The 19,199-nt window shown below is 70.2% G+C and carries 17 protein-coding genes; 10 read left to right on the top strand and 7 right to left on the bottom strand.

What is annotated here, in order from left to right; all coding sequences use genetic code 11:
* Positions 1-46 precede the first annotated feature (46 nt).
* On the bottom strand, positions 47-640 hold the full coding sequence (locus BR98_RS29835; RefSeq protein ID WP_157537982.1) for a hypothetical protein: 594 nt from the start codon (positions 638-640) through the stop codon (positions 47-49).
* A 295-nt stretch (positions 641-935) separates the two neighbouring features.
* Here BR98_RS29835 and BR98_RS29830 point away from each other — a divergent pair, with 295 nt between their 5' ends.
* Positions 936-1,394 carry a cupin domain-containing protein gene (locus BR98_RS29830; protein ID WP_035849554.1) on the top strand — a complete coding sequence of 153 codons (459 nt, stop codon included), beginning with the start codon at positions 936-938 and terminating at the stop codon, positions 1,392-1,394.
* 76 nt (positions 1,395-1,470) lie between these two features.
* Positions 1,471-2,292 (top strand): alpha/beta fold hydrolase, encoded by an 822-nt coding sequence (locus tag BR98_RS29825; protein WP_051970409.1) that lies wholly within the window; start codon positions 1,471-1,473, stop codon positions 2,290-2,292.
* Between the two features lie 114 nt (positions 2,293-2,406).
* Here BR98_RS29825 and BR98_RS36735 read toward each other — a convergent pair whose 3' ends face one another.
* From BR98_RS36735 to BR98_RS29810, 3 genes are all read right to left on the bottom strand, one after another.
* Complete coding sequence (locus tag BR98_RS36735; protein ID WP_157537981.1) at positions 2,407-2,871, bottom strand: hypothetical protein; 465 nt, start codon at positions 2,869-2,871, stop codon at positions 2,407-2,409.
* A 98-nt stretch (positions 2,872-2,969) separates the two neighbouring features.
* Positions 2,970-3,818, bottom strand: a complete 849-nt coding sequence (locus tag BR98_RS29815; protein ID WP_232247673.1) for a class I SAM-dependent methyltransferase — start codon at positions 3,816-3,818, stop codon at positions 2,970-2,972.
* A 14-nt stretch (positions 3,819-3,832) separates the two neighbouring features.
* Complete coding sequence (locus BR98_RS29810) at positions 3,833-4,921, bottom strand: MerR family transcriptional regulator (RefSeq protein ID WP_198042305.1); 1,089 nt, start codon at positions 4,919-4,921, stop codon at positions 3,833-3,835.
* A gap of 186 nt (positions 4,922-5,107) precedes the next feature.
* Here BR98_RS29810 and BR98_RS29805 point away from each other — a divergent pair, with 186 nt between their 5' ends.
* From BR98_RS29805 to BR98_RS29795, 3 genes are all read left to right on the top strand, one after another.
* Positions 5,108-5,683: an SMI1/KNR4 family protein gene (locus BR98_RS29805; protein ID WP_035849550.1), complete on the top strand. Its 576-nt coding sequence runs from the start codon at positions 5,108-5,110 to the stop codon at positions 5,681-5,683.
* Positions 5,684-5,847: 164 nt separating this feature from the next.
* The gene (locus tag BR98_RS29800) at positions 5,848-6,726 is read left to right on the top strand and encodes an SMP-30/gluconolactonase/LRE family protein (RefSeq protein ID WP_051970401.1); all 879 of its coding nucleotides are present in this window, start codon (positions 5,848-5,850) and stop codon (positions 6,724-6,726) included.
* Between the two features lie 108 nt (positions 6,727-6,834).
* Positions 6,835-7,452, top strand: a complete 618-nt coding sequence (locus BR98_RS29795; protein ID WP_035849548.1) for a GNAT family N-acetyltransferase — start codon at positions 6,835-6,837, stop codon at positions 7,450-7,452.
* Positions 7,453-7,584: 132 nt separating this feature from the next.
* Here the strand turns inward: BR98_RS29795 and BR98_RS29790 are convergent, their stop codons facing one another.
* Positions 7,585-8,604 carry a LacI family DNA-binding transcriptional regulator gene (locus BR98_RS29790; protein WP_083977136.1) on the bottom strand — a complete coding sequence of 340 codons (1,020 nt, stop codon included), beginning with the start codon at positions 8,602-8,604 and terminating at the stop codon, positions 7,585-7,587.
* Positions 8,605-8,827: 223 nt separating this feature from the next.
* Here BR98_RS29790 and BR98_RS29785 point away from each other — a divergent pair, with 223 nt between their 5' ends.
* From BR98_RS29785 to BR98_RS29765, 5 genes are all read left to right on the top strand, one after another.
* Positions 8,828-10,843: a glycoside hydrolase family 127 protein gene (locus tag BR98_RS29785; protein ID WP_035849546.1), complete on the top strand. Its 2,016-nt coding sequence runs from the start codon at positions 8,828-8,830 to the stop codon at positions 10,841-10,843.
* A gap of 137 nt (positions 10,844-10,980) precedes the next feature.
* Complete coding sequence (locus BR98_RS29780) at positions 10,981-12,231, top strand: sugar ABC transporter substrate-binding protein (protein WP_035849543.1); 1,251 nt, start codon at positions 10,981-10,983, stop codon at positions 12,229-12,231.
* A gap of 63 nt (positions 12,232-12,294) precedes the next feature.
* Complete coding sequence (locus BR98_RS29775) at positions 12,295-13,269, top strand: carbohydrate ABC transporter permease (protein ID WP_035849540.1); 975 nt, start codon at positions 12,295-12,297, stop codon at positions 13,267-13,269.
* A gap of 92 nt (positions 13,270-13,361) precedes the next feature.
* Complete coding sequence (locus BR98_RS29770; protein ID WP_051971217.1) at positions 13,362-14,123, top strand: carbohydrate ABC transporter permease; 762 nt, start codon at positions 13,362-13,364, stop codon at positions 14,121-14,123.
* A gap of 53 nt (positions 14,124-14,176) precedes the next feature.
* Positions 14,177-15,958: an RICIN domain-containing protein gene (locus BR98_RS29765; protein WP_232247672.1), complete on the top strand. Its 1,782-nt coding sequence runs from the start codon at positions 14,177-14,179 to the stop codon at positions 15,956-15,958.
* A 94-nt stretch (positions 15,959-16,052) separates the two neighbouring features.
* Here the strand turns inward: BR98_RS29765 and BR98_RS29760 are convergent, their stop codons facing one another.
* Together BR98_RS29760 and cyaB are read right to left on the bottom strand one after the other, a co-directional pair.
* Positions 16,053-18,131, bottom strand: coding sequence for an RICIN domain-containing protein (locus BR98_RS29760; protein WP_051970399.1), 2,079 nt, complete (start codon positions 18,129-18,131; stop codon positions 16,053-16,055).
* 337 nt (positions 18,132-18,468) lie between these two features.
* On the bottom strand, positions 18,469-19,029 hold the full coding sequence (gene cyaB, locus BR98_RS29755; protein ID WP_035849537.1) for a class IV adenylate cyclase: 561 nt from the start codon (positions 19,027-19,029) through the stop codon (positions 18,469-18,471).
* Between the last annotated feature and the right edge of the window lie 170 nt (positions 19,030-19,199).

The following is a 19,199-nucleotide window of genomic DNA, read 5'->3' as shown; positions in this document are numbered from 1 at the left end:
GAACCCGTACGCCGCCTGAGCCGGCGGCCGCGGACTCGACGACGGGTCAGGCGAGCAGCACCGGAATGTCCGTCAGGAGCGTGGCGACGGTCTTCTTGCTGACGCCCCAGTCGAACAGCTGCCCCGGGATCTCCGCCGCCGCGTGCACCACGGTGCCGGTCGCCGTCCGGTCCACCGACACCCGCAGTACGCCGCCGAAGGTCCGTGCGTCGGACGGGATTCGAGCGGTCAGCGTGCAACCGTCCGGGCGCTGTTCCACCCCCTGGAGGAGCAGCCGCTTGCGCGCCAGCGAGCACAGCACCGCCACCGTGACCCGCCCGATCGGCAGCGCGAACTCCTCGGTCCGCGACTTCCCGGTCTGCAACCCCCACCGCAGCGCCCGCTCGCGCCCCCGCTCCGCGCCCCGCAGCATGGCGCCGCCGACGATCAGGGCGCCGGCCCAGGACCCGAGGAACTCCTCCGCGCTTTCCCGCGGCGCACCGGCCCGCATCGCACAGGTGGCGATCGTCGCCGCCACGGACGGATCGGCGACCAGCGCCTCGAACCGGCACTCGTCCTCCCAGGAGACGGCCGGAGCCGAGGGCCCCGCCGCGGGCTCGGACAGACTGCTGCTCGTGGCCTGGTCGCCCACTGACGTCAACCCCTACGGTCCTCGATCGCCTCGGCGGGCAGCTCGCCCGCAACGCCGATCATGCCAGCACCGCCTCGGCGCTCCGCCGACGGCTGCGCATGGGGTGACTGCGAGAGTTCCACGCTCCCGGCCACTACCTGGTAACCGCGCACCCATCCCCGGTCTGGCACCCCATCCGCCCCCCACGGGGAAGGGCAAGTCAACTCTCGTCATGAGAGCTAACTTGCATGAAGCGAACGGATCGCCTACCTTCATGAGAGCCAACCCCCATAAGGGGGGCGGCCCCTCTTCGCTGGAGGTTCAGATGGCAGAAGTCTCAGTGGTCGGCCCGGACGGTGGTGAGTCGATCCAGCTCGGCCCGACCCTGATGCGGATCCTGGAGGACGGCAGCACGACCGGGCACCGCCTGGGCGTCGGGGAGATCACGCTCGCCCCGCACACCGCCGGGCCGCCGCAGCACCGCCACGCCCGGCACGACGAGGGCTTCTACGTGGTGTCCGGCGCGGCCCGGTTCACCGTCGGCAAGAGCGAGTACGACGCGCCCGCCGGAACGCTGGTCATGATCCCGCCCGGCGCCCCGCACACCTTCGCCAACCCGACCGACGGCACCACGGTCCTGCTCAACACCTTCACCCCGGACCTGTACGTCAACTACTTCCGCGATCTGCGCGACATGATCGCCAACGGCCGGCCGCTCACCCCCGAGGTGACGATCGAGGCGATGAGCCGCTACGCCACCGAACCGGCCACCGACTTCGCCTGAGCATCCTCCACACCGGACACCCGAATACCCGCATGCCCGAACTCCCGCATACGGACACCCGAGGGAACCCATCACCATGACCAGCTCTGCTCCCACCAGCACCACCCACACCATCGACCTTCCGAGCGGCCTCGCCGTCACGATCCAGGAGTTCGGCGAGAACACCGACGGCACCGGCGTGCTCATGCTGCACGGCGGCGCCGGGCCGCGCTCGATGGCGGGGTTCGCCGCCGGCATGTCGCAGCACGCCTACGTGGTCGTGCCGACCCACCCCGGCTTCGACGGCACGCCCCGGCCGGAATCCACCGACACCGTCGCCGACCTGGCCGGCGCCTACCTCGACCTGCTCGACGCGCTCGACCTGAGCGGCGTCATGGTGGCCGGCAACTCGGTCGGCGGCTGGATCGCCGCCGAGATGGCGCTGCGCGACAACGCCTCCCGGATCTCCTGCCTGACCCTGCTCGCCTCCACCGGCATCTCCCCCGAGCCCCCGCTGCAGTTCGCCAACCCCGCCGAGCTCGGCCCGGTCAAGACCGGCGAACTGGCTTTCCACAACCCGCAGTTCCGCCCGAACCCGGCCACCCTCGGCCCGGCGCAGCTGGCCGCGATGGCGGCCAACCAGCGCACCCTGGCCGTGTACGCGGGCGACCCCTTCTGCTGCGATCCGAAGCTGCGCGGGCGCCTGCACCGGGTCAACGTCCCGGTGCTGGTGATCGCCGGCGAGCAGGACGGCATCGCCCCGCTGGAGTACGAGCGCGCGCTGGCCGACTCCTTTCCCCGCGCCACCTTCCGGCCGATCTCGGAGGCCGGGCACTTCCCGCACATCGAGCAGCCCGCCGCGGTCTTCGGGGCGATCGGCGACTTCGTCGCCACCGAGGTCAAGCCCAACGGCCAGTAGCCCATGGCCGCCGGCATCGCGCCCCCGGCACATCGGCCCCGGTCTGATGCGGGTACTCGACCGGCTCGCCGTCCTCGGCGCCCAGACCCTCACCCCCAGCTGACGAGGTGTCAGCTACTGGGGCGCGGCATCCACGAGCCTGCGCGCCTCGCGAATGATCGCCTGCTCGTAGTAGTCCCGCTCGTCGGGGTAGTCCTCGGACGCGCTGGCGAGTCCCATGAAGATGGCCAGTTCAGCGGGATGGTCCGGGTGCGGGTCCCATGCCCGCCATCCGATCTGCCAGGCGCCGGACTCCGGTGAGACGGTGCCGGCCAGGATCTCCGTCGCGATGAAACGCGCCAGTTGGAACGCATCGGTCGGGTCTTGGGGCCGAGAGACACCCAGCTCGTCCATGGCATCCAGAAACAGGTCGCGCGCTTCGTCTGAATCACCAGAGCGCACATATGCGAGGTCCACGAGCGATGGGCTGCCGATACCCGCCGCCAAGGCTTCAGCAGCGATTGTGGGAAGGTCCTCGGTAGCCTGGTTCTGGAGTACCAAGCAGAGCAGCGCCTCCCGGAGGGGCTTCATCGCATCCATGCGCCGCTCGATTCCCTCGGTGAGCGAGCAGCGTACCGTGCGGGCGTCCTGACAAGCGGGCAACGTCCTGACCGCGCCCTCCCAACGGTCGCCGGCCTTCACCGCCGCCGGACACGCAGCACTCCGGTCAGCATCGGGAGGGTGAACTCGCCCTGGGCCGTCTCCGGTTGGCTCGCGAGGAAGGCGCGAATCCGGCCGAGCGCGGTCTCTCGTTCCTCGTCCGGCATCACGAGCATCCCCGCGCGCGTTGCGAGTGTCGCGACGAGGGAGTCGGCGGTGCGGCACTGTCCGTGCGGGAAGTCGGCCTGCTCCGGCGAGTCGAATCGGGCGGCGCCGCTCTTCGGAGGGTGCAGGTCCGCCGTCGCGGCGCGCCAGTTGCTGCGCGTGTCACGCGGGCCGATGGCCGCACTCCCGCTGACCCCCTCGAGTCCGGCAGCCCAGTCGACCCGGTCGTCCATGACGTTCCACAGGCCGGCCAGAACTCCGCCGGGTGCGAGGACCCTGGCGATCTCGGGTCCCGCGACGGCCATGTCGAACCAGTGCATGGCGTTGCCGGCCAGCACGGCATCGACGGACCCGTCCGGCAGCGGTATCGCCTCGGCGCTGCCCGGCAGGGCCCGGACGGCCGGCAGCGCGCCACGAAGCTCGGCCAGCATCGCCGGGTCGGGCTCGACCGCGAGGACTTCGGCACCCAAGGCCAGCAGCGTGGCGGTCAACTTGCCGGTTCCGGCGCCGAGGTCGAGCACCCGCGGGCCGGGCGCCGGCTCGAGCGCCCAACGCACCGCGGCCTGCGCGTAGTCCGGACGGTGCTCGGCGTATGCGGCCGCCGCCGCGCCGAACGACGAACTGTGAAGCAGCCGTTCGTCCTTCCGCCAGTGCTGCTCGGTGCATGCGCCGCCGGGCGCGTAGTCCTGGTGGTGCTCTGTGTCCTTGTCGGTCCGCATCATCACAGCTCCTTGGTTCAGGCCACGAGAAGGCGCAGGCCGAGCTCGGCCGCGTCGAGGGCGACGAGGTCGCGGTTGCGTTCGCCCCAGCGGCCTGAGGAAAGGTCGTCGCGGAGCCTGCTCACTGCCCGCTGCTCGGCCTGCAGTCCGACCCTGGTCCATACCGATACGGCGCGGCGCACGTGTTCGTCCAGGTACGCCTCGGGCCGGCGCCAGTAGGCCTCGAAGAAGCCGTCGGCGCAGTCCCACGGGATCAGCACCGGCTCTATGCGGGCCCCGATCGCGCCGGCCAGCTGGTCCACCGAGGGCCGGCCGGCGACCAGGCCGGCGACCTCGGGCAGGTAGTCGCGGCTGAGCCAGAACCGGTGGCGCCAGCCCGTGTCACTGGCGTCGTGCGTGAACACCACCACGCGGCGGGCCACGCGCCGCATCTCGCGCAGCCCGGCGATCGGGTCGTGCCAGTGGTGAACGGTGCTGAACGCCATCGCCGCGTCGAAGGACTGGTCCGCGAACGGGAGGCGCTCCGCACGGGCGGCCACGCACGGCGCCGCGCCCGCCGGACGCTGCGCCCGCATGACCGCCGACGGTTCCACCGCCGTGACGTCGCGGTCGGGGGGCTCGTAGGACCCGGTGCCGGCGCCGACGTTCAGCACCGTCCGGGCGTCCCCGAGCGCCTCCCAGACCCTCGCGGCGATCCGCGGCTCGGTGCGCCGCGTCGCCGGATACGCGGACCCGATGGCCTCGTACAACTGCGCGCCGAACACCTTCAGTTGCTCCTCCGGCGTCGTCCTGATCCCCATGGCCCGCGCCTCCAGTTCCCGGTCTATGGCCGTCACCATGGCCGCAGCACGCTCGCGCTGTTCCACCAGCAGGCCGCGCAGCCGGTGCAGATGCGCGACCGCGTCGGTGGTCGGGTCGTCCACCAGATCCGCGATCTCGCGCAACCCGAAGCCCAACCGCCGATAGGCGAGCACCTCCCGCAGTCGCTCCACGTCCCCCGCCGAGTAGGCCCGGTACCCCACCGCGGTCCGCGCGGACGGCTGCACGAGGCCGATCTCGTCATAGTGATGCAGCGTGCGGACGCTCACCCCGGCCAGCTCGGCCACCCGTCCCACCGTCAGTTGCTCTTCCACACCACCGACAATGGGCCATGACGCCACGTGAGGGTCAAGCACCTCCCTCCCGGCACCGCGCGTGGCCGACCACGACCGAGTTGAGCGCGCCGACGCCGGAGTCCCGGTACCGACGAAGAGCCGTCCTCGTCCCGAAGCGACGCCCCTAAGCTCGGCCCCATGAGGAGTACTCCCGCCCCGCCCCCGTTGACCTGCCGCGAGGTTGCGGAAGCCGAGCGAGCACTCGGAATCTCATTTCCGGAGGAGTACCGCTCGTACGTCCTGGGAGTGAGTGCGGGTGGAGTTCTGCCGCGGCTTGAGCACACGGATCAAGGCTGGTGGTGGGCCGGGAACCGCAACAGGCGACGCGACCTGTTGGCCACGCCGTTTCCGCACCCCGCCTCCTATGCCCAGGCGGATGCCGAACTTTCAGAGCGGGAACCCCGGTTGGAGGACTTCTCGGACGATCTGTCCTACGCGGCTGCCTGGCACGCCTGGGATACGGAGTGCGAGGAGTTCGAAGACCGGAAGACGGCGGGCGCCGTGATCGTGCAGGAGAACGGTTGCGGCTTCAGCACGCTGCTGGTGATGACGGGCCCACTGGCCGGCACAGTGTGGTGGGACGGGCGGGCCACCTGTGATCAAATCGTCTCGCTGTCGCTTCACCACGGCGACAGCGGCAGGCCTGCGACCCTGAGCGAGTGGATCAGGCACGGGTCCTGGGATCTGCTCCCGCCCGGCTGGGGGTCGCGCTGAGGTCTCTCGAACCGGCCGGGAGCGCTGGTCCGCGCCGCATCCACCGGGGCTCCCATGATCGGTGGTACCCACGTCGCGGTTGATGCCTCGGACCGGTCTCTGAGCGCGTCCCACAACGCCAGCCAGGCGCCAACACCGTCAGAAGCCAACACACCGGAGGCACCATGAAGATCCGACACGACGACCCCGAGCCGCTGGACCACGAGCCGCTGCTGCTCGGTGAGGGTCCGAGCTGGGATGCCGAGAGCGCCACGCTGAGTCTGGTCGACATCGCCGGGCGGGCGCTGCTGATCGTCACCGACCAGGGCACGACCCGGATACCGGTGGCCGACGACATCGGCTGCGCCGTGCCGTGGCGCACCGATCAGTGGCTCGCCGCGGTCGGCACCGATCTGCTCGCCGTGAGCCGGGACGGCAGCGTCGGCGAGGTCGCGAAGCTGCCCGCCGATCCGGCCACCCACCGCGCCAACGACGGCAAGTGCGATCCCGCGGGCCGGCTCTGGGTGGGGGTCATGGCCCGCGACGCCGCAGCAGGAGCCGGCCTGCTGTGCGTGGCGCGCGAGCACGGGCGGGTGGAGACCGTGCTGACCGGCCTGACCATCCCCAACGGGCTCGGCTGGTCGCCGGACGGCACCGTCATGTACGTGACCGACAGCGTGCCCGGCACCATCACCGCCTACGACTTCGACCCCGGGAGCGGCAGGCTCGGGGAGAGCCGGACGCTGATCACCATCGACCCCCGCCTCGGTGCGCCCGACGGGCTGACCGTGGATGCCGAGGGCCACCTCTGGACGGCGCTCTGGGACGGCGGCGCGGTGCTGCGCTTCGCCCCGGACGGCGCCCTGGTGGGCGTACTGGAGCTTCCAGTGGCGCGGTTGACCAGTTGCTGCTTCGCCGGCCCGGACCTGACCGAGCTGATCGTCACCACCGCCTCGATCGGCCTCGACCAGGAGGCGCTGGGCCGCTACCCGGCCTCCGGCTCGACCTACCGCGTCCGCACCGGGATCCGCGGTCTGCCCGCGTCGCGCCTGACCGACAGCTGACGCCTCCTCACCGAGCTGACTGAGAACGGCGGGTGGCGTTCCTGGGCGCCCAGCACTGCGAGTAGACTGGGAGCGCTCCCAAACCCCGCTCGGAGGCTCCGAACGCCCATGGCCGCCATCCGCCGCTACCGTCCCGGGGACCGGGACGCCGTCTTCGACATCTGCATGCGCACCGCCGAAGCCGGCGGTGACGCCCGCGGCGTCTACCGCGACCAACAGCTGCTTCCGAACATCTTCGCCGCGCCGTACACGGTCCTCGAACCGGAGCTGGCCTTCGTCCTCGACGACGGGGACGGACCGGTGGGCTACGTGCTGGGTACCCGCGACACCACGCGCTTCGTCCGCGACTTCCGCGAGAAGTGGCTGCCCGTGGTCGCCGCCCGGCATCCGCTGCCGGCCGGCGAACCCGGCACGCCCGACGAGGTGATGGCCACGCTGCTGCACCGGCCGGAACGCATGCTCGTTCCCGAGCTCGCGGACTACCCGGCCCACCTGCACATCGACCTGCTGCCCGATTACCAGGGACGGGGCTACGGCCGCGCCTTGCTGACCACGCTGTTCGCCGCCCTCGACGAGGCCGGAGCGGCACGGGTCCACCTGGGCATGGTCACCGCGAACACGGCCGCCCGCGGCTTCTACGACCGGATGGGCTTCCACGAGATCCGGGTGGCCGATCCGGGCGTCCTGACCTACCTCGGCCGGCCTACCAGCCGACCGGGGGACTGAGCCCGGTTGCCGTCCGGGGACCCGGTGGAGGGACGGCGCGCCGGCGGCGTCCCTCCACCACTCACCACCGTTGCGACCAACCACTCCTGACCTGCAGTCAGTTGGCGCCCAGCTTCAAGCGGGTCAGGCCTGTCAGGCCGATTCCCGGACCATCAGGCGACACGGCACCGTGTGGGTACCGGGGTTCGGCCGGGCATCGATGGCTTCCAGCAGCCGCAGGGCCGCGATGCGGCCGATTTCGACCAGGTCGACATCGACGGTGGTCAGCGGTGGGCGGCTGGCGAGTGCCATGGTGTCCCAGTTGTCGTAGCCGATCACGGCGACATCCTCCGGTACCCGGACTCCGCGCTCGCGCAGCGCGTCCGTGACACCTCGGGCGATCTGGTCGTTGCCGCAGAAGAAGGCGTCGGTGTCCGGGGCGGAACGCAGCACCGAGTCGGTGGCCCGGCGGCCCCATGCCTCGCTCCAGTCGCCATAGTGCACCCGGCCGGTCGACAGGGACAGGGACGCTTCGCTCAGCAGCGACTCGGTGTAGCGGGCGCGGTCGTGTGCCGCCGCGTGGTGGGCCGGTCCGGTCACGTGCGCGATGCGGGTGCGCCCGACGCCCAGCAGGTGTTCGACCGCCAGGCGGCAGCCGCCCTTCTCGTCGCTGACCACCGAGATGTCGGAGGGGCCGGTGGACGGGGAGAGGGCGTAGACGACCGGTACGTCCTGCACGTCTTCCAGCGGGGGTCTCGGGTCGGTGCGGCGACCGGTGACGATGATGCCGTCCACCCGGCGGTCCATCAGGTTCCGCAGGTGGTGCTGCTCCCGGATGGCGTCCCCCCGGGTGTCGCACAGGAGCACGGATATCCGGCCCGCCCCGAGTGCGTCCTCCGCGCCGAGCAGGACCGGCGTGCTGAACCGGCCTATGCCGTCCGTGGTCATCAGACCCACCGTCCAACTGCGTCCGCTGTGCAGGCTCTGCGCCTGCTGGTTCGGGCGGAAGTCCAGCGCCTGAACCGCGGCCATCACCCGCTGCCGTGTCTCCGGGCGCATCCGGCCGCTGCCGCTGAGCGCCTTCGACGCCGTACCGACACTCACCCCGGCCAGGGCGGCGACGTCCGCGAGCCTGGCTCTCGTCCCGACGGACGGCCGGACATTTTCGGACACGAGGAAACCCTTTTCTCAGTTTCGATGGCGGGCCTCATGGTGCCACAACAGTGGCGTGCTGACGAGACGTTGCACGCAAAAATGCTTCGCTGTCAGCACTCTTGACGCCCTGGTTGGTTCCGCCTACGTTTCCGGCTGGAAAAGGTTTGCGCAGATGCCGATGTTGCCGTTCCCCGTCTGCGTTGTCCGCCCTGTGCCACCCGGCGTTGATCCTGGGAGGATCATGTCCCGCAGCACCTCCACCCCCGCAGCCCCCGCCACCCCGACCACCCCCGCCACGCACGGTCCGGTCCGGATCGGTGCCCAGGCCCGCACCGCGCAGCGGCCGACTGTCGACCCGGTCGTGAGCGGGGGCTTCTGGTACGACCGGCGCCGGACGGTCGCCCGCGTGGCCATCCCCCAGGGGCCCGGCCTACTCGAGTCGGCCGGCAATCTCCACGACCTGCGGCTGGCGGCCGGCGCCGCCGACGGCCCGTTCCGCGGCGACTACCCCTTCATGGACTCCGACGTCTACAAGTGGCTCGAGGCCGCCTCCTGGCAGCTCGGTCAGGCCCCCGACGGCGAGCACGGTGCCGCCGCGGAGGCATCGTTGGCCGAGCACATGGAGAAGATCATCGCCCTGGTGGCGGACGCCCAGCAGCCGGACGGGTACCTCAACAGCTGGTTCCAGTCCGGGAAGGGCGACGGTCCGTTTCTGGACCTGCGCTGGGGTCATGAGCTGTACTGTGCCGGTCACTTGATCCAGGCGGCCGTCGCCCACCACCGGGCCACCGGCGCCGACAGCCTGCTCCAGGTGGCCCGCCGGTTCGCCGACCACATCGACGCGACGTTCGGCACCCCGGACAGCGGGAAGCCCGTCGACGGCATCGACGGCCACCCCGAGGTGGAGACCGCGCTCGTCGAGCTGTACCGGGAGACCGGTGAACGGCGCTACCTGGACCTGGCCGGGTACTTCGTGGACCGCTTCGGTCACGGGCGGCTCGGGGGCGAGCGGTACTGCCAGGACCGGGTCCCGCTGCGCCAGGCGGACAACGTGGAGGGCCACGCCGTCCGCCAGCTCTACCTGCTGGCGGCGGCCGCGGACCTGGCCACCGAGACGGGAGACGACGAACTGGGCGCCGCCGCAGCCAGGTTGTGGCACGCCATGGTCGCCACCAAGACCCACCTGACCGGCGGCGTCGGCGCCCACCACGACGAGGAGGACTTCGGCGACCCCTACGAGCTACCCAACGAGCGGGCCTACTGCGAAACCTGTGCCGCCATCGCATCCATCCAATTCAGCTGGCGGATGGCCCTGTTGACGGGACAGGCCCGCTACAGCGACCTGATCGAGCGGACCCTCTTCAACGGCTTCCTGGCGGGCATGTCGCTGGACGGAGAGCGCTGGCTCTACGTCAACCCGCTGCAGGTGCGCGACGGCCACACCGACACGGGCGACGACCAGTCGGCCCGCCGTACCCGCTGGTTCCGCTGCGCCTGCTGCCCGCCGAACGTCATGCGGCTGCTGGCCAGCCTCGAGCACTACGTGTCCGCGTCCGACGGCTCCGGCCTTCACCTGCACCAGTACGTCTCGGGACGCTACCGCGGGGAGACGGACCGAGGGCTGCCCATTTTTGTGAACGTTAACACTGACTATCCGTGGCAGGGCCGCATCACCGTGACCGTCGAGGAGTGTCCGGACATGCCCTGGACGCTGTCTCTGCGCATACCGCAGTGGTGCCGCGACTACACACTCAGCGTCGACGGCGTCCCCTCGGCCCGCACGCAGAACGAGGCGCCCGCGCAGGACGGCTGGCTGCGGGTGGAGCGCGTCTGGACCGCCGGGGACGCCCTCGTGCTGGACCTGGACCTGCCGGTCCGCCTGGTCGAGGCCGACCCGCGGGTGGACGCCGTCCGCGGCTGCGTCGCGATCGAACGCGGCCCGCTGGTCTACTGCGTCGAGCAGGTGGACCACCCGGGCGGCGGGCTGGACGACGTCGTCCTCGACCCCAGCCGCCCGCTGTCCGCCAAGGACCGTCCCGACCTGCTCGGCGGTGTCGTCACGGTGGTCGGCGCGGGCTACCGGCGCCGCCTCGCCCCGTCCGGCTGGTGGCCCTACCAGGACCGCACGGACGCGGAGCGCGGCGACCACGCGTCGCCCGTCGGCACGGGCGAGCCGGTGGAGCTCACCGCCGTCCCCTACTACGCCTGGGCCAACCGCGAGGACGGCAGCATGCGCGTCTGGCTTCCCACCGACTGAATCCCCCGCTCAGGACGCACCCCGCCTCCGAGGCATCCGCACCTCTCGGCACCGCCCGCACCGCAGCGTCCCCTCCGCAGCGTCCCCTTCCGGACCGTCCCCACCGCACCGAGCCCACCCACAATGAGGTCATCCCGATGAGACAGACCCGGCGCACCGCGATCGCAGCCGCCCTCCTCACCGTCACCGCGCTCGCCTCCGCGACCGCTTGTTCCAGCGGCTCCACCGTCCAGGGGTCCTCGTCCGACAAGGGCACCTTCACCTTCTGGGACCCGTACCCGCAGTTCGACGCCACCTCCGACTGGGGCAAGCGCGTCGCCGCGTGCGGCACCCAGGCCGGCGTCACCGTCAAGCGCACCTCCCTGGACACGACCGACCTCGGCAACAAGGCCCTGCTCGCCGCCCAGCAGGGCAATTCGCCCGACGTCATGCTGGTGGACAACCCCGTGGTCTCCACACTGGTCGAGGCCGGGATCCTCAACAAGATGAGCGATCTGGGCGTGGACACCGCGTCCGTCCAGCAGAACATCATCGGTGCGGGCGCCATCGACGGCGCCGCCTACGGACTCCCGATCGGTGCGAACACGCTGGCGCTCTACTACAACAAGTCGGTCCTGGACGCCGCCGGCGTCGACCCCGCCTCCGTCACGAACTGGGACTCCCTCAACTCCGCGCTGGCCAAGGTCAAGGCGGCCGGCAAGAAGGGCATCACCTTCTCCGCGATCGGCACCGAGGAGGGCAGCTTCCAGTTCCTGCCCTGGTTCTGGGGCGCCGGCGGTGACCTCACCCACCTCAACGATGCCAAGGGCGTGGCCGCCCTCTCGCTGTGGAAGGGCTGGGTCGCCGACGGCTCCGCACCCAACGACGTGCTGAACAACACCCAGACCACCAGCTGGCAGGAGTTCGCCACCGGCCAGTACGCCTTCGGCGAGAACGGCACCTGGCAACTGGCCAACGCGGCGAAGGCCGGCTTCCCCTACGGCGTCATCAACATCCCCGCCAAGGACGGCGGACCGGCCCCCGCCCCCACCGGTGGAGAGTTCGTCACCGTTCCGGTGCAGAAGGACACCGCCCGCTACGCCGTCACCAAGCAGATCGTCTCCTGTCTGACCGATTCGGCCAACCTGCTCGGCACCGACACCACGCTGTCGTACATCGCCCCCACCCAGGCCGTGCAGGCCCAGCAGACCCAGGCCAACTCCGCCCTCACACCGTGGGTGAGCGCCGTGGCCGCCGCCCGGGGCCGAACCAGCAACGGCCTCGGCTCCAAGTATCCGGTCATCTCACAGCAGTTGTGGACGGCCGTGCAGGGCGCGCTGTCCGGAGGCCAGGGCCCGCAGGCTGCCCTGGACGCCGCGCAGAACGCCGCCGCGAACCACAAGGGCTGACCCGGAGCCTCGTCTCGGGACCACCGCGCGTCCTGGACGCCGCCACCGCTCAAGGAGCTTTCCGTGACTCTCGCCCACACCGACCGCCCGCCGCGGTCACCGGTGGCGTCCAGGGCGACCCACCGAACCCGCGACGCGCGGGCCGCCGTTCGGCGCCAGCGCCGACGCACCCAGCTCACCGCGTGGGCCTTCGTCGCCCCGCTGGTCGTCTACCTCGCCGCCTTCTACCTCTACCCCCTCTACCGGAACCTGGATCTGAGCCTGCACCACTACACGGTGCGCTCGTTCGTCGACGGCAACGCCCCGTTCTCGGGGTGGGCCAACTTCTCCCAGGTCCTGCACGACCCGACCTTCTGGCCCGCGCTGACCAACACCGCGGTCTTCACCCTGGCCTCGCTCGCGTTCCAGTACGTGATCGGCCTGGCCCTGGCCGTGTTCTTCAACCGGCACTTCCGGCTGGCCGGCATCCTGCGGGCGCTCTTCCTCGTCCCCTGGCTGCTGCCGCTGATCGTCTCCTCGTCGACCTGGTCGTGGATGCTCAACAGCGAATCCGGCATCGTCAACCACACGCTGCACCTGGTGGGGATCGCCCCCGTCGACTGGCTCACCTCGCCGCGCTGGGCCCTGACCTCGGTCATCATCGCCAACATCTGGATCGGCATCCCGTTCAACCTGGTCGTCCTCTACAGCGGCCTGCAGAACGTCCCCGCCGAGCTGTACGAGGCGGCGTCCCTCGACGGCGCCGGCGCCTGGCAGCAGTTCCGCCGCATCACCTTCCCGCTGCTGCGGCCGGTCTCCGCCATCACCCTGCTGCTGGGCCTCGTCTACACCCTCAAGGTCTTCGACCTGATCTGGATCATGACCAGGGGTGGCCCGGGGAACTCCTCGTCCACGCTCGCGACCTGGTCCTACAAGCTCGGATTCGGCACTCTGCTGCCCCAGTTCGGCCCCGGAGCGGCGGTCGGCAACATCCTCATCCTCATCGCGCTGCTCTTCGGCCTGCTCTACATCCGCGTCCAGAGGAGGCAGGAGGCATGACCCTTCCCCGCACTGGCCGTTCCCGCGCCGGCAGCCCCCGCTCCGAACGTTCCCTTCGCACGACCGTGATCGGCGTCGTCCTCACCGCGCTGATGCTGTTCCCGGTGTACTGGATGATCAACGTGTCCCTCACTCCCCAGCAGGACATGCGCAAGTCCCCGCCGGACCTCTTCCCGCTCCACCCCACCTTCACCGGGTACCAGGCGGTCCTGCACGACCAGCTGCCGTACCTCGGCACCAGCCTGCTCATCGGCCTCGGCACGGTCGTGGTGACGCTCGTGCTCTCCGCACCGGCCGCCTACGCCCTGGCCAAGCTGCGCCCCAGGGGCGGCGGGTTCCTGGGGATCTCGCTGCTGATCGCCCAGATGGTCCCGGGCATCGTCATGGCGATGGGCTTCTACGGCATCTTCCTCAACCTCGGCATCATGCGCACCTGGTGGGGACTGGTCGTCGCCGACTCCACCCTCGCCGTCCCGTTCGGCGTGATGATCTTCACGGCGTTCATGTCGGGCATCCCCGACGAACTCACCGCGGCGGCCACCATCGACGGTGCCGGCGCCTTGCGCACCTTCTGGTCCGTCGTGCTGCCCGTCAGCCGCAACGCGGTGGTCACCGTCTCGCTGTTCAGCTTCCTGTGGGCCTGGTCGGACTTCGTCTTCGCCAACACCCTCGACAGCGGCGGCGACTTCCAGCCGATCACCCTCGGCATCTACCGCTACATCGGCAACAACAACCAGGAGTGGAACTCGATCATGGCGACCGCCGTGGTCGCCTCCATCCCCGCCGCTGTCCTGCTCGTCCTCGCACAGCGCTACGTCGCCGCCGGCGTCACAGCCGGCGCCGTCAAGGACTGAGCCGGTCCCCGCTCCCCGCTCACCCCCACCCAGTCAGTCAGGAGAGCTCCCCCATGCAGACACCGCACACACCGCGGACGCCGCAAACGCCGCGCAGGCGACGGCCGCTGCCGCGCACCGCCACCGTCGCCGCCATCGGAACCGCGACCCTGGCGATGGTCGCCGGAACCTTCGTCGGCACCCCCGCCCAGGCCGCCACCACCACCCTGGTCGTCAACGCCAACCAGACCCTGCGGCCCGTCACCCACGTCGCCAGCGGCGGTCTCTACGGCCTCGCGACCGCCACCAGTCCGAGCGACAGCCTGGTCTCACCGCTGCACCCCAACACCTTCGTCCAGATGGCCCCCGGCGGCCACCAGCTGCCCAACGGCGAGCCCGGCCCCGCCGGTGACGCCCTGGTGGTCGCCCCCGAGGCGGCCAGGGCCGGAGCCAAGGTCGTCGTCCGAATGTCCGACTGGTACCCCAACTTCCCCTACAAGTGGGTAAGTTGGAACGACTGGCTGTCCGCCGTCGACACCCAGGTCGCCTCGGTCAAGTCCTCCGGCGCCACCAACATCAGTGCCTACGAGCCGTGGAACGAGCCGGACTGGACCTGGGACACCAACAACGCCGGTTCCTTCGACTCCGGTTGGGCCAGGACCTACCAGGAGATCCGCGCCAAGGGCGCCAGCACCCCCATCCAGGGCCCGAGTTACTCGTACTACAACGGCGGCCGGATGAGCACCTTCCTCAGCGACGCCAAGGCCAGCGGCACCGTTCCCGACATCGTCTCCTGGCACGAGCTCGGGGGCAGCCAGAACATCGCCGCGGACGTCGCCGCGTACCGGTCACTGGAGAGCAGCCTGGGCATCAGCCCGCGCCCGATCGCCATCGAGGAGTACGCCACCACCAGCGAGGTCGGCGTGCCCGGCCCCCTGGCGGGCTATATCGCCAAGTTCGAGCGAGTCGGGGTCCACGACGCCGAACTCGCCTTCTGGAACCACTACGGCACCCTCGGCGACACCCTGGTCGACACCGGCGGCTCGCCCAACGGCGCCTACTGGCTCTACAAGTGGTACGGCGACATGTCCGGCAACATGCTCGCCACCACTCCCCCGGCGCAGACCGGCCTCGACGGCGCCGCCTCGCTCAACAGCGCCGGCAACCAGATCAGCGTGATCTTCGGTGGCGGCTCCGGCTCCTCGGCCGTCACCCTCAACGGGCTCGGCTCCCTGACGGCCTTCGGCAGCACCGTGCACGTCAAGCTGGAGTACACGCCCTCCCCCGGCCGCACCACCGCCGTCGCCTCGCCGACCACCATCTCCGAGAGCGACTACCCGGTCCAGAACGGCTCCGTCACGGTGCCGGTCAGCACCAACTCCACCGACGGCTACCACCTCGTCGTCACCCCCAGCGGCACCTCCACATCGCTCGCCGGGCGCTACCAGATCACCAACGTCAACAGCGGCCTCGCGCTGGACACCCAGAACGCCGCCACCGCGCAGGGCACCGCCGTCGTCCAGGCCACCCCCACCACCGGCACCGACCAGAACTGGACCCTGGTGCCCGCCGGTTCCAACCTCTACAAGATCATCAACCAGAAGAGCGGCCAGGCTCTGGGCATCTACCAGGAGAGCACCAGCGACGGCGGCACCGCGCTGATCTGGGGTGACAACGGCACTCCCGACCACCTGTGGCAGATGATCCCCGCCGGCGGCGGCCGGTACAAGATCGCCAACTACCACAGCGGCCTGCTCCTCGGCGTCACCAACGAGAGCACCGCCTCCGGGGCCCAGGTCCTCCAGTGGGACGACAACGGCACCCCCGACCACCTCTGGACCCTCACCGCCCGCTGAATCGCGGGACCCACCCAGGGGGTTCACTCCTCGGCCGGGGCGAGGCAGACCGCGCATGCGGTCTGCCTCGCCCCGGCACAGCAACTCTCAGGAGTCAGTTGAGGGTCCACTTCTGGTTGCTGCCGCCGTTGCACGTCCACAGGTCCAGCTTGGTGCCGTTGGCGGTGCCGTTGCCGGAGGCGTCCAGGCACAGGCCGGAGAGGTTGTTGGTGATGGTCCCGTTGGAGTTGACGGTCCACTTCTGGTTGGTGCCGGAGTTGCAGTCCCAGATGTCGACGACGGTGCCGTTGCTCTTGCCGTTGTTGGACGCGTCGAGGCACTTGTTCCCGTAGACCACCAGCTCGCCCCGGGAGGTGGGCGTGAAGGTCTGGTTGTGTCCGCCGCTGCAGTCCCACAGCTGAGCCTGCGTGCCGTTGACGATGGTGTTGTCGTTGATGTCCGCGCAGCGGCCCGAGCCGCTCCCGGTGATCCCGTTGCCGTTGGTGCCCGCGATGCCCTGGAGCTGGACGGCATCGAGGTCGGGCGCCCAGGCGGTGGAGTTGGAGAACTTCAGGGTGTTGGCGCTGCCCTTGGCGAGGCCGACCAGGACGGAGACGGTGCCCGGGGTGGACCAGGAGCCGGTCGGCGGGAAGGAGACGACCGTCGGATCCTGCCCGTTGACCTGCAGCACCGCCGTACGCGCGGTGCTGCCGCCGTTGACGTAGGCGAGGGTGGCGATCTCGACCCCGGACGCGGAGGCGGTGACGCCGTTGAACGTCAGGGTGTTGGCCGAGCCGTTGCCGATGTTGTGGACCTCCGATCCGCCCGAGCACGCGGAGCAGGCGGTTGTCGCGGCCGACCCGCCAAGGGTGTTGGCGGCGGATTCGGCCTCGTAGGTGGTGCCGGACGCCTCCGTGCCGGAGACGGTCAGCAGCACGGAGCCACCCGCGGGAACGGTCGCGGTGTAACTCGTGGTGAAGCCGCCCCGGTCGGTGGCGGACCAGATGTCGCGCACCGAGGCGGAGGCCGTGGTCAGGCCCATGCCGGTCCAGCGGGCGGTGATCGGGGCGGCGGCGGAGGTGCGGTTGAGCAGCAGCACGGCGCGCTTGCCGCTGCCGGACAGGACCTTGCTGTAGACCTGCAGGCCCGTGGCGTCCTCGGCGACCTTGACACCCTGAAGGCCCCGCGGGTCCTGGTCGATCGCGATGACCTCCCTGTTGGTCAGGATGGACGCCGTGGTCGAACTCATGGTGGCCAGGTTGTTGCCCGCGAGGAGCGGGGCTCCGGAGATCGCCCACAGGCCCATGTGCGTCTGGTTCTGAGCCGCCGTCAGCCCGGTCATGCCGACCGTCAGCATGTCGGGGTCGTTGTAGTACCCGGTGTGCTGCGACGAGGGGTGCAGCGTCTTGTCGAAATTGCCCAGGATGTTGCTCATCGACGGGTTGTTGCCGAAGAGGACGATGTCCGCGCTGGTGCGCCAAAGGCTTCCGGTGCCGGCGGCCCAGTTCCAGGGCCGGCCGGTGCCCCACTCGCAGAGGGACAGGACGAGCTTGCGGCCGGTGACGGCGGTGGCGGCGGTGTTGGCCGCGCTGATCGCCTGGTACGTCGTCTTCTGGTCGAGGTGCTCGGCGTCGCCACCGCACCAGTCGACCTTGACGTAGTCGAAGCCCCAGTTCTGGAAGGTCTCCATGTCCTGCTGGTAGTGGCCCTCACTGCCGGTGTTCGGGGCGGGGGGCACCGAACTGGGGGTGGGGAAGTAGAAGCCGCAACCGTTCTTTCCCGCGTCGGTGTAGATACCCGCCTTCAGGCCCCGGCTGTGGATGTACGAGGCGATGGCCGCCATTCCGCCGGGCCACTTGGCGGTGTCCACGGTGATCGTGCCGCTGGAGTCCCGCGTGCCGTGCCACCAGCCCTCATCGATGTTGATGTAGTTGTAGCCGGCGGCGGCCATGCCGGACGAGACCAGGGCATCGGCCTGGGCCTTGATCGTGCTGAAGTCGATCTGGCTGGCGAAGGAGTTCCACGACGCCCATCCCATCGGAGACGGCGTCACCGCCTCCTGGGTGGAGGCGACGGCGGCGGCCGCCGGGGTCAGTCCACCGGCTCCCGCCAGGGAGCAGGCAGCGAGGGCGACCGTCGCCAGTACCGACAGCAGCCCCCTCCGCCCACGTCGAAAGCGCGGGTGAACGCTCATGCTGACCTCTTGTCCCTTGCCCGAAAGGCAATTGTTAGCGTTAACATCCCAGGGCGGCAGGAACAACGCATGCTGACTCGGCTCAGGGTGTTGTCCCGGGGGGATGTGTGTCGCGATTCTCACGGGCTCGCTGCGCCGGGGTCAATAGCCGTGCGGGTGGCGGCGTCTGATGCCGGGTGGGTCGACGGCCTCGCCGTCGCCCACACCAGCGGCCGACTCCAGGGCGAACCGGTCGAGTTCGGGATCGTCTGCCATGTGTGTGCTGAATGTGTACGGGAAGCCCTCGCGTCTCCTGCCACACCACCTCTGACCTGCACCAAGCGCCGCGCGGTCCTTCTTAGCGCGCAGCAGCCACCGCGTCGGTGTAGAGCTCCGTCGTGAGGTCCCTGTCAGTGATTCCCAACTGTTCGAGGGCTGCGCGCACCACGGCCAGCGCGTCCGGCAGGTCCTGCTCGTCCACCGCGATGGTCTCCAGCTCCAGGAACGTCCCGTCGATCTCAGGAACCCGCACCAGGGTCGCCAGGAGCTCACGGCCACCGCGATGTCCCGAGTAGTTACGACAGCGCTTCTCGAACGCAATCCGGGACACAAAGCCCAATCCGCGAACGATCTCGTGCGCCGCGACTTCGTCATCCACCCGGGTTTCGTGCTCCGGCTTCGACCCGGACGCCTCATCCACCCTGGCACCTTTGTAGGTCAGAACCGTGCGGGTGTCACTGTCGCTGTGCACCGTGCGGATTCGCAGCTCCCGGTCGGCACCCATCAACGAGCCGTCCGGCGCGTCGTAGTACGTATCGCGGTAGATCTGGGCGCGCCCCGCCCCGAAGTCACGCTCCAACTGGGCCATGACCGCCTCCGGGTCCCGGACGACGGCCTTCAGCTCTGCTTCGATCGGCACGTGCTCTCCTCTCCTCAGGCGATGCGCTCGCCCGCCTCGACCATCGGACTGCGGTGCCGGTGGTTGCGGGCCGTGGTGCACCGGCTCAGCCGAACCGTGGTTCGAGTGCCCGCAACTCCAGGAATCTCGGAGGTGGGCTGCCCGCAAGCCGATGGAGCCGCCGCATCCGC

The organism is Kitasatospora azatica KCTC 9699 (genome assembly GCF_000744785.1).
Lineage (GTDB): Bacteria > Actinomycetota > Actinomycetes > Streptomycetales > Streptomycetaceae > Kitasatospora > Kitasatospora azatica.
The sequence above is the reverse complement of the archived record's forward strand: the minus strand, read 5'-3'. Positions and strand labels throughout refer to the sequence as shown.

Excerpts from the sequence above, each read along its gene's own strand:
- BR98_RS29805 (WP_035849550.1), top strand. The coding sequence starts at position 5,108 with ATGAGGAGTACTCCCGCCCCGCCCCCGTTGACCTGCCGCGAGGTTGCG.
- BR98_RS29800 (WP_051970401.1), top strand. The coding sequence starts at position 5,848 with ATGAAGATCCGACACGACGACCCCGAGCCGCTGGACCACGAGCCGCTG.
- BR98_RS29825 (WP_051970409.1), top strand. The coding sequence starts at position 1,471 with ATGACCAGCTCTGCTCCCACCAGCACCACCCACACCATCGACCTTCCG.
- BR98_RS29815 (WP_232247673.1), bottom strand. The coding sequence starts at position 3,818 with ATGATGCGGACCGACAAGGACACAGAGCACCACCAGGACTACGCGCCC.
- BR98_RS29780 (WP_035849543.1), top strand. The coding sequence starts at position 10,981 with ATGAGACAGACCCGGCGCACCGCGATCGCAGCCGCCCTCCTCACCGTC.
- BR98_RS36735 (WP_157537981.1), bottom strand. The coding sequence starts at position 2,871 with ATGGATGCGATGAAGCCCCTCCGGGAGGCGCTGCTCTGCTTGGTACTC.
- BR98_RS29760 (WP_051970399.1), bottom strand. The coding sequence starts at position 18,131 with ATGAGCGTTCACCCGCGCTTTCGACGTGGGCGGAGGGGGCTGCTGTCG.
- BR98_RS29765 (WP_232247672.1), top strand. The coding sequence starts at position 14,177 with ATGCAGACACCGCACACACCGCGGACGCCGCAAACGCCGCGCAGGCGA.
- BR98_RS29830 (WP_035849554.1), top strand. The coding sequence starts at position 936 with ATGGCAGAAGTCTCAGTGGTCGGCCCGGACGGTGGTGAGTCGATCCAG.
- BR98_RS29770 (WP_051971217.1), top strand. The coding sequence starts at position 13,362 with ATGCTGTTCCCGGTGTACTGGATGATCAACGTGTCCCTCACTCCCCAG.
- BR98_RS29795 (WP_035849548.1), top strand. The coding sequence starts at position 6,835 with ATGGCCGCCATCCGCCGCTACCGTCCCGGGGACCGGGACGCCGTCTTC.
- BR98_RS29785 (WP_035849546.1), top strand. The coding sequence starts at position 8,828 with ATGTCCCGCAGCACCTCCACCCCCGCAGCCCCCGCCACCCCGACCACC.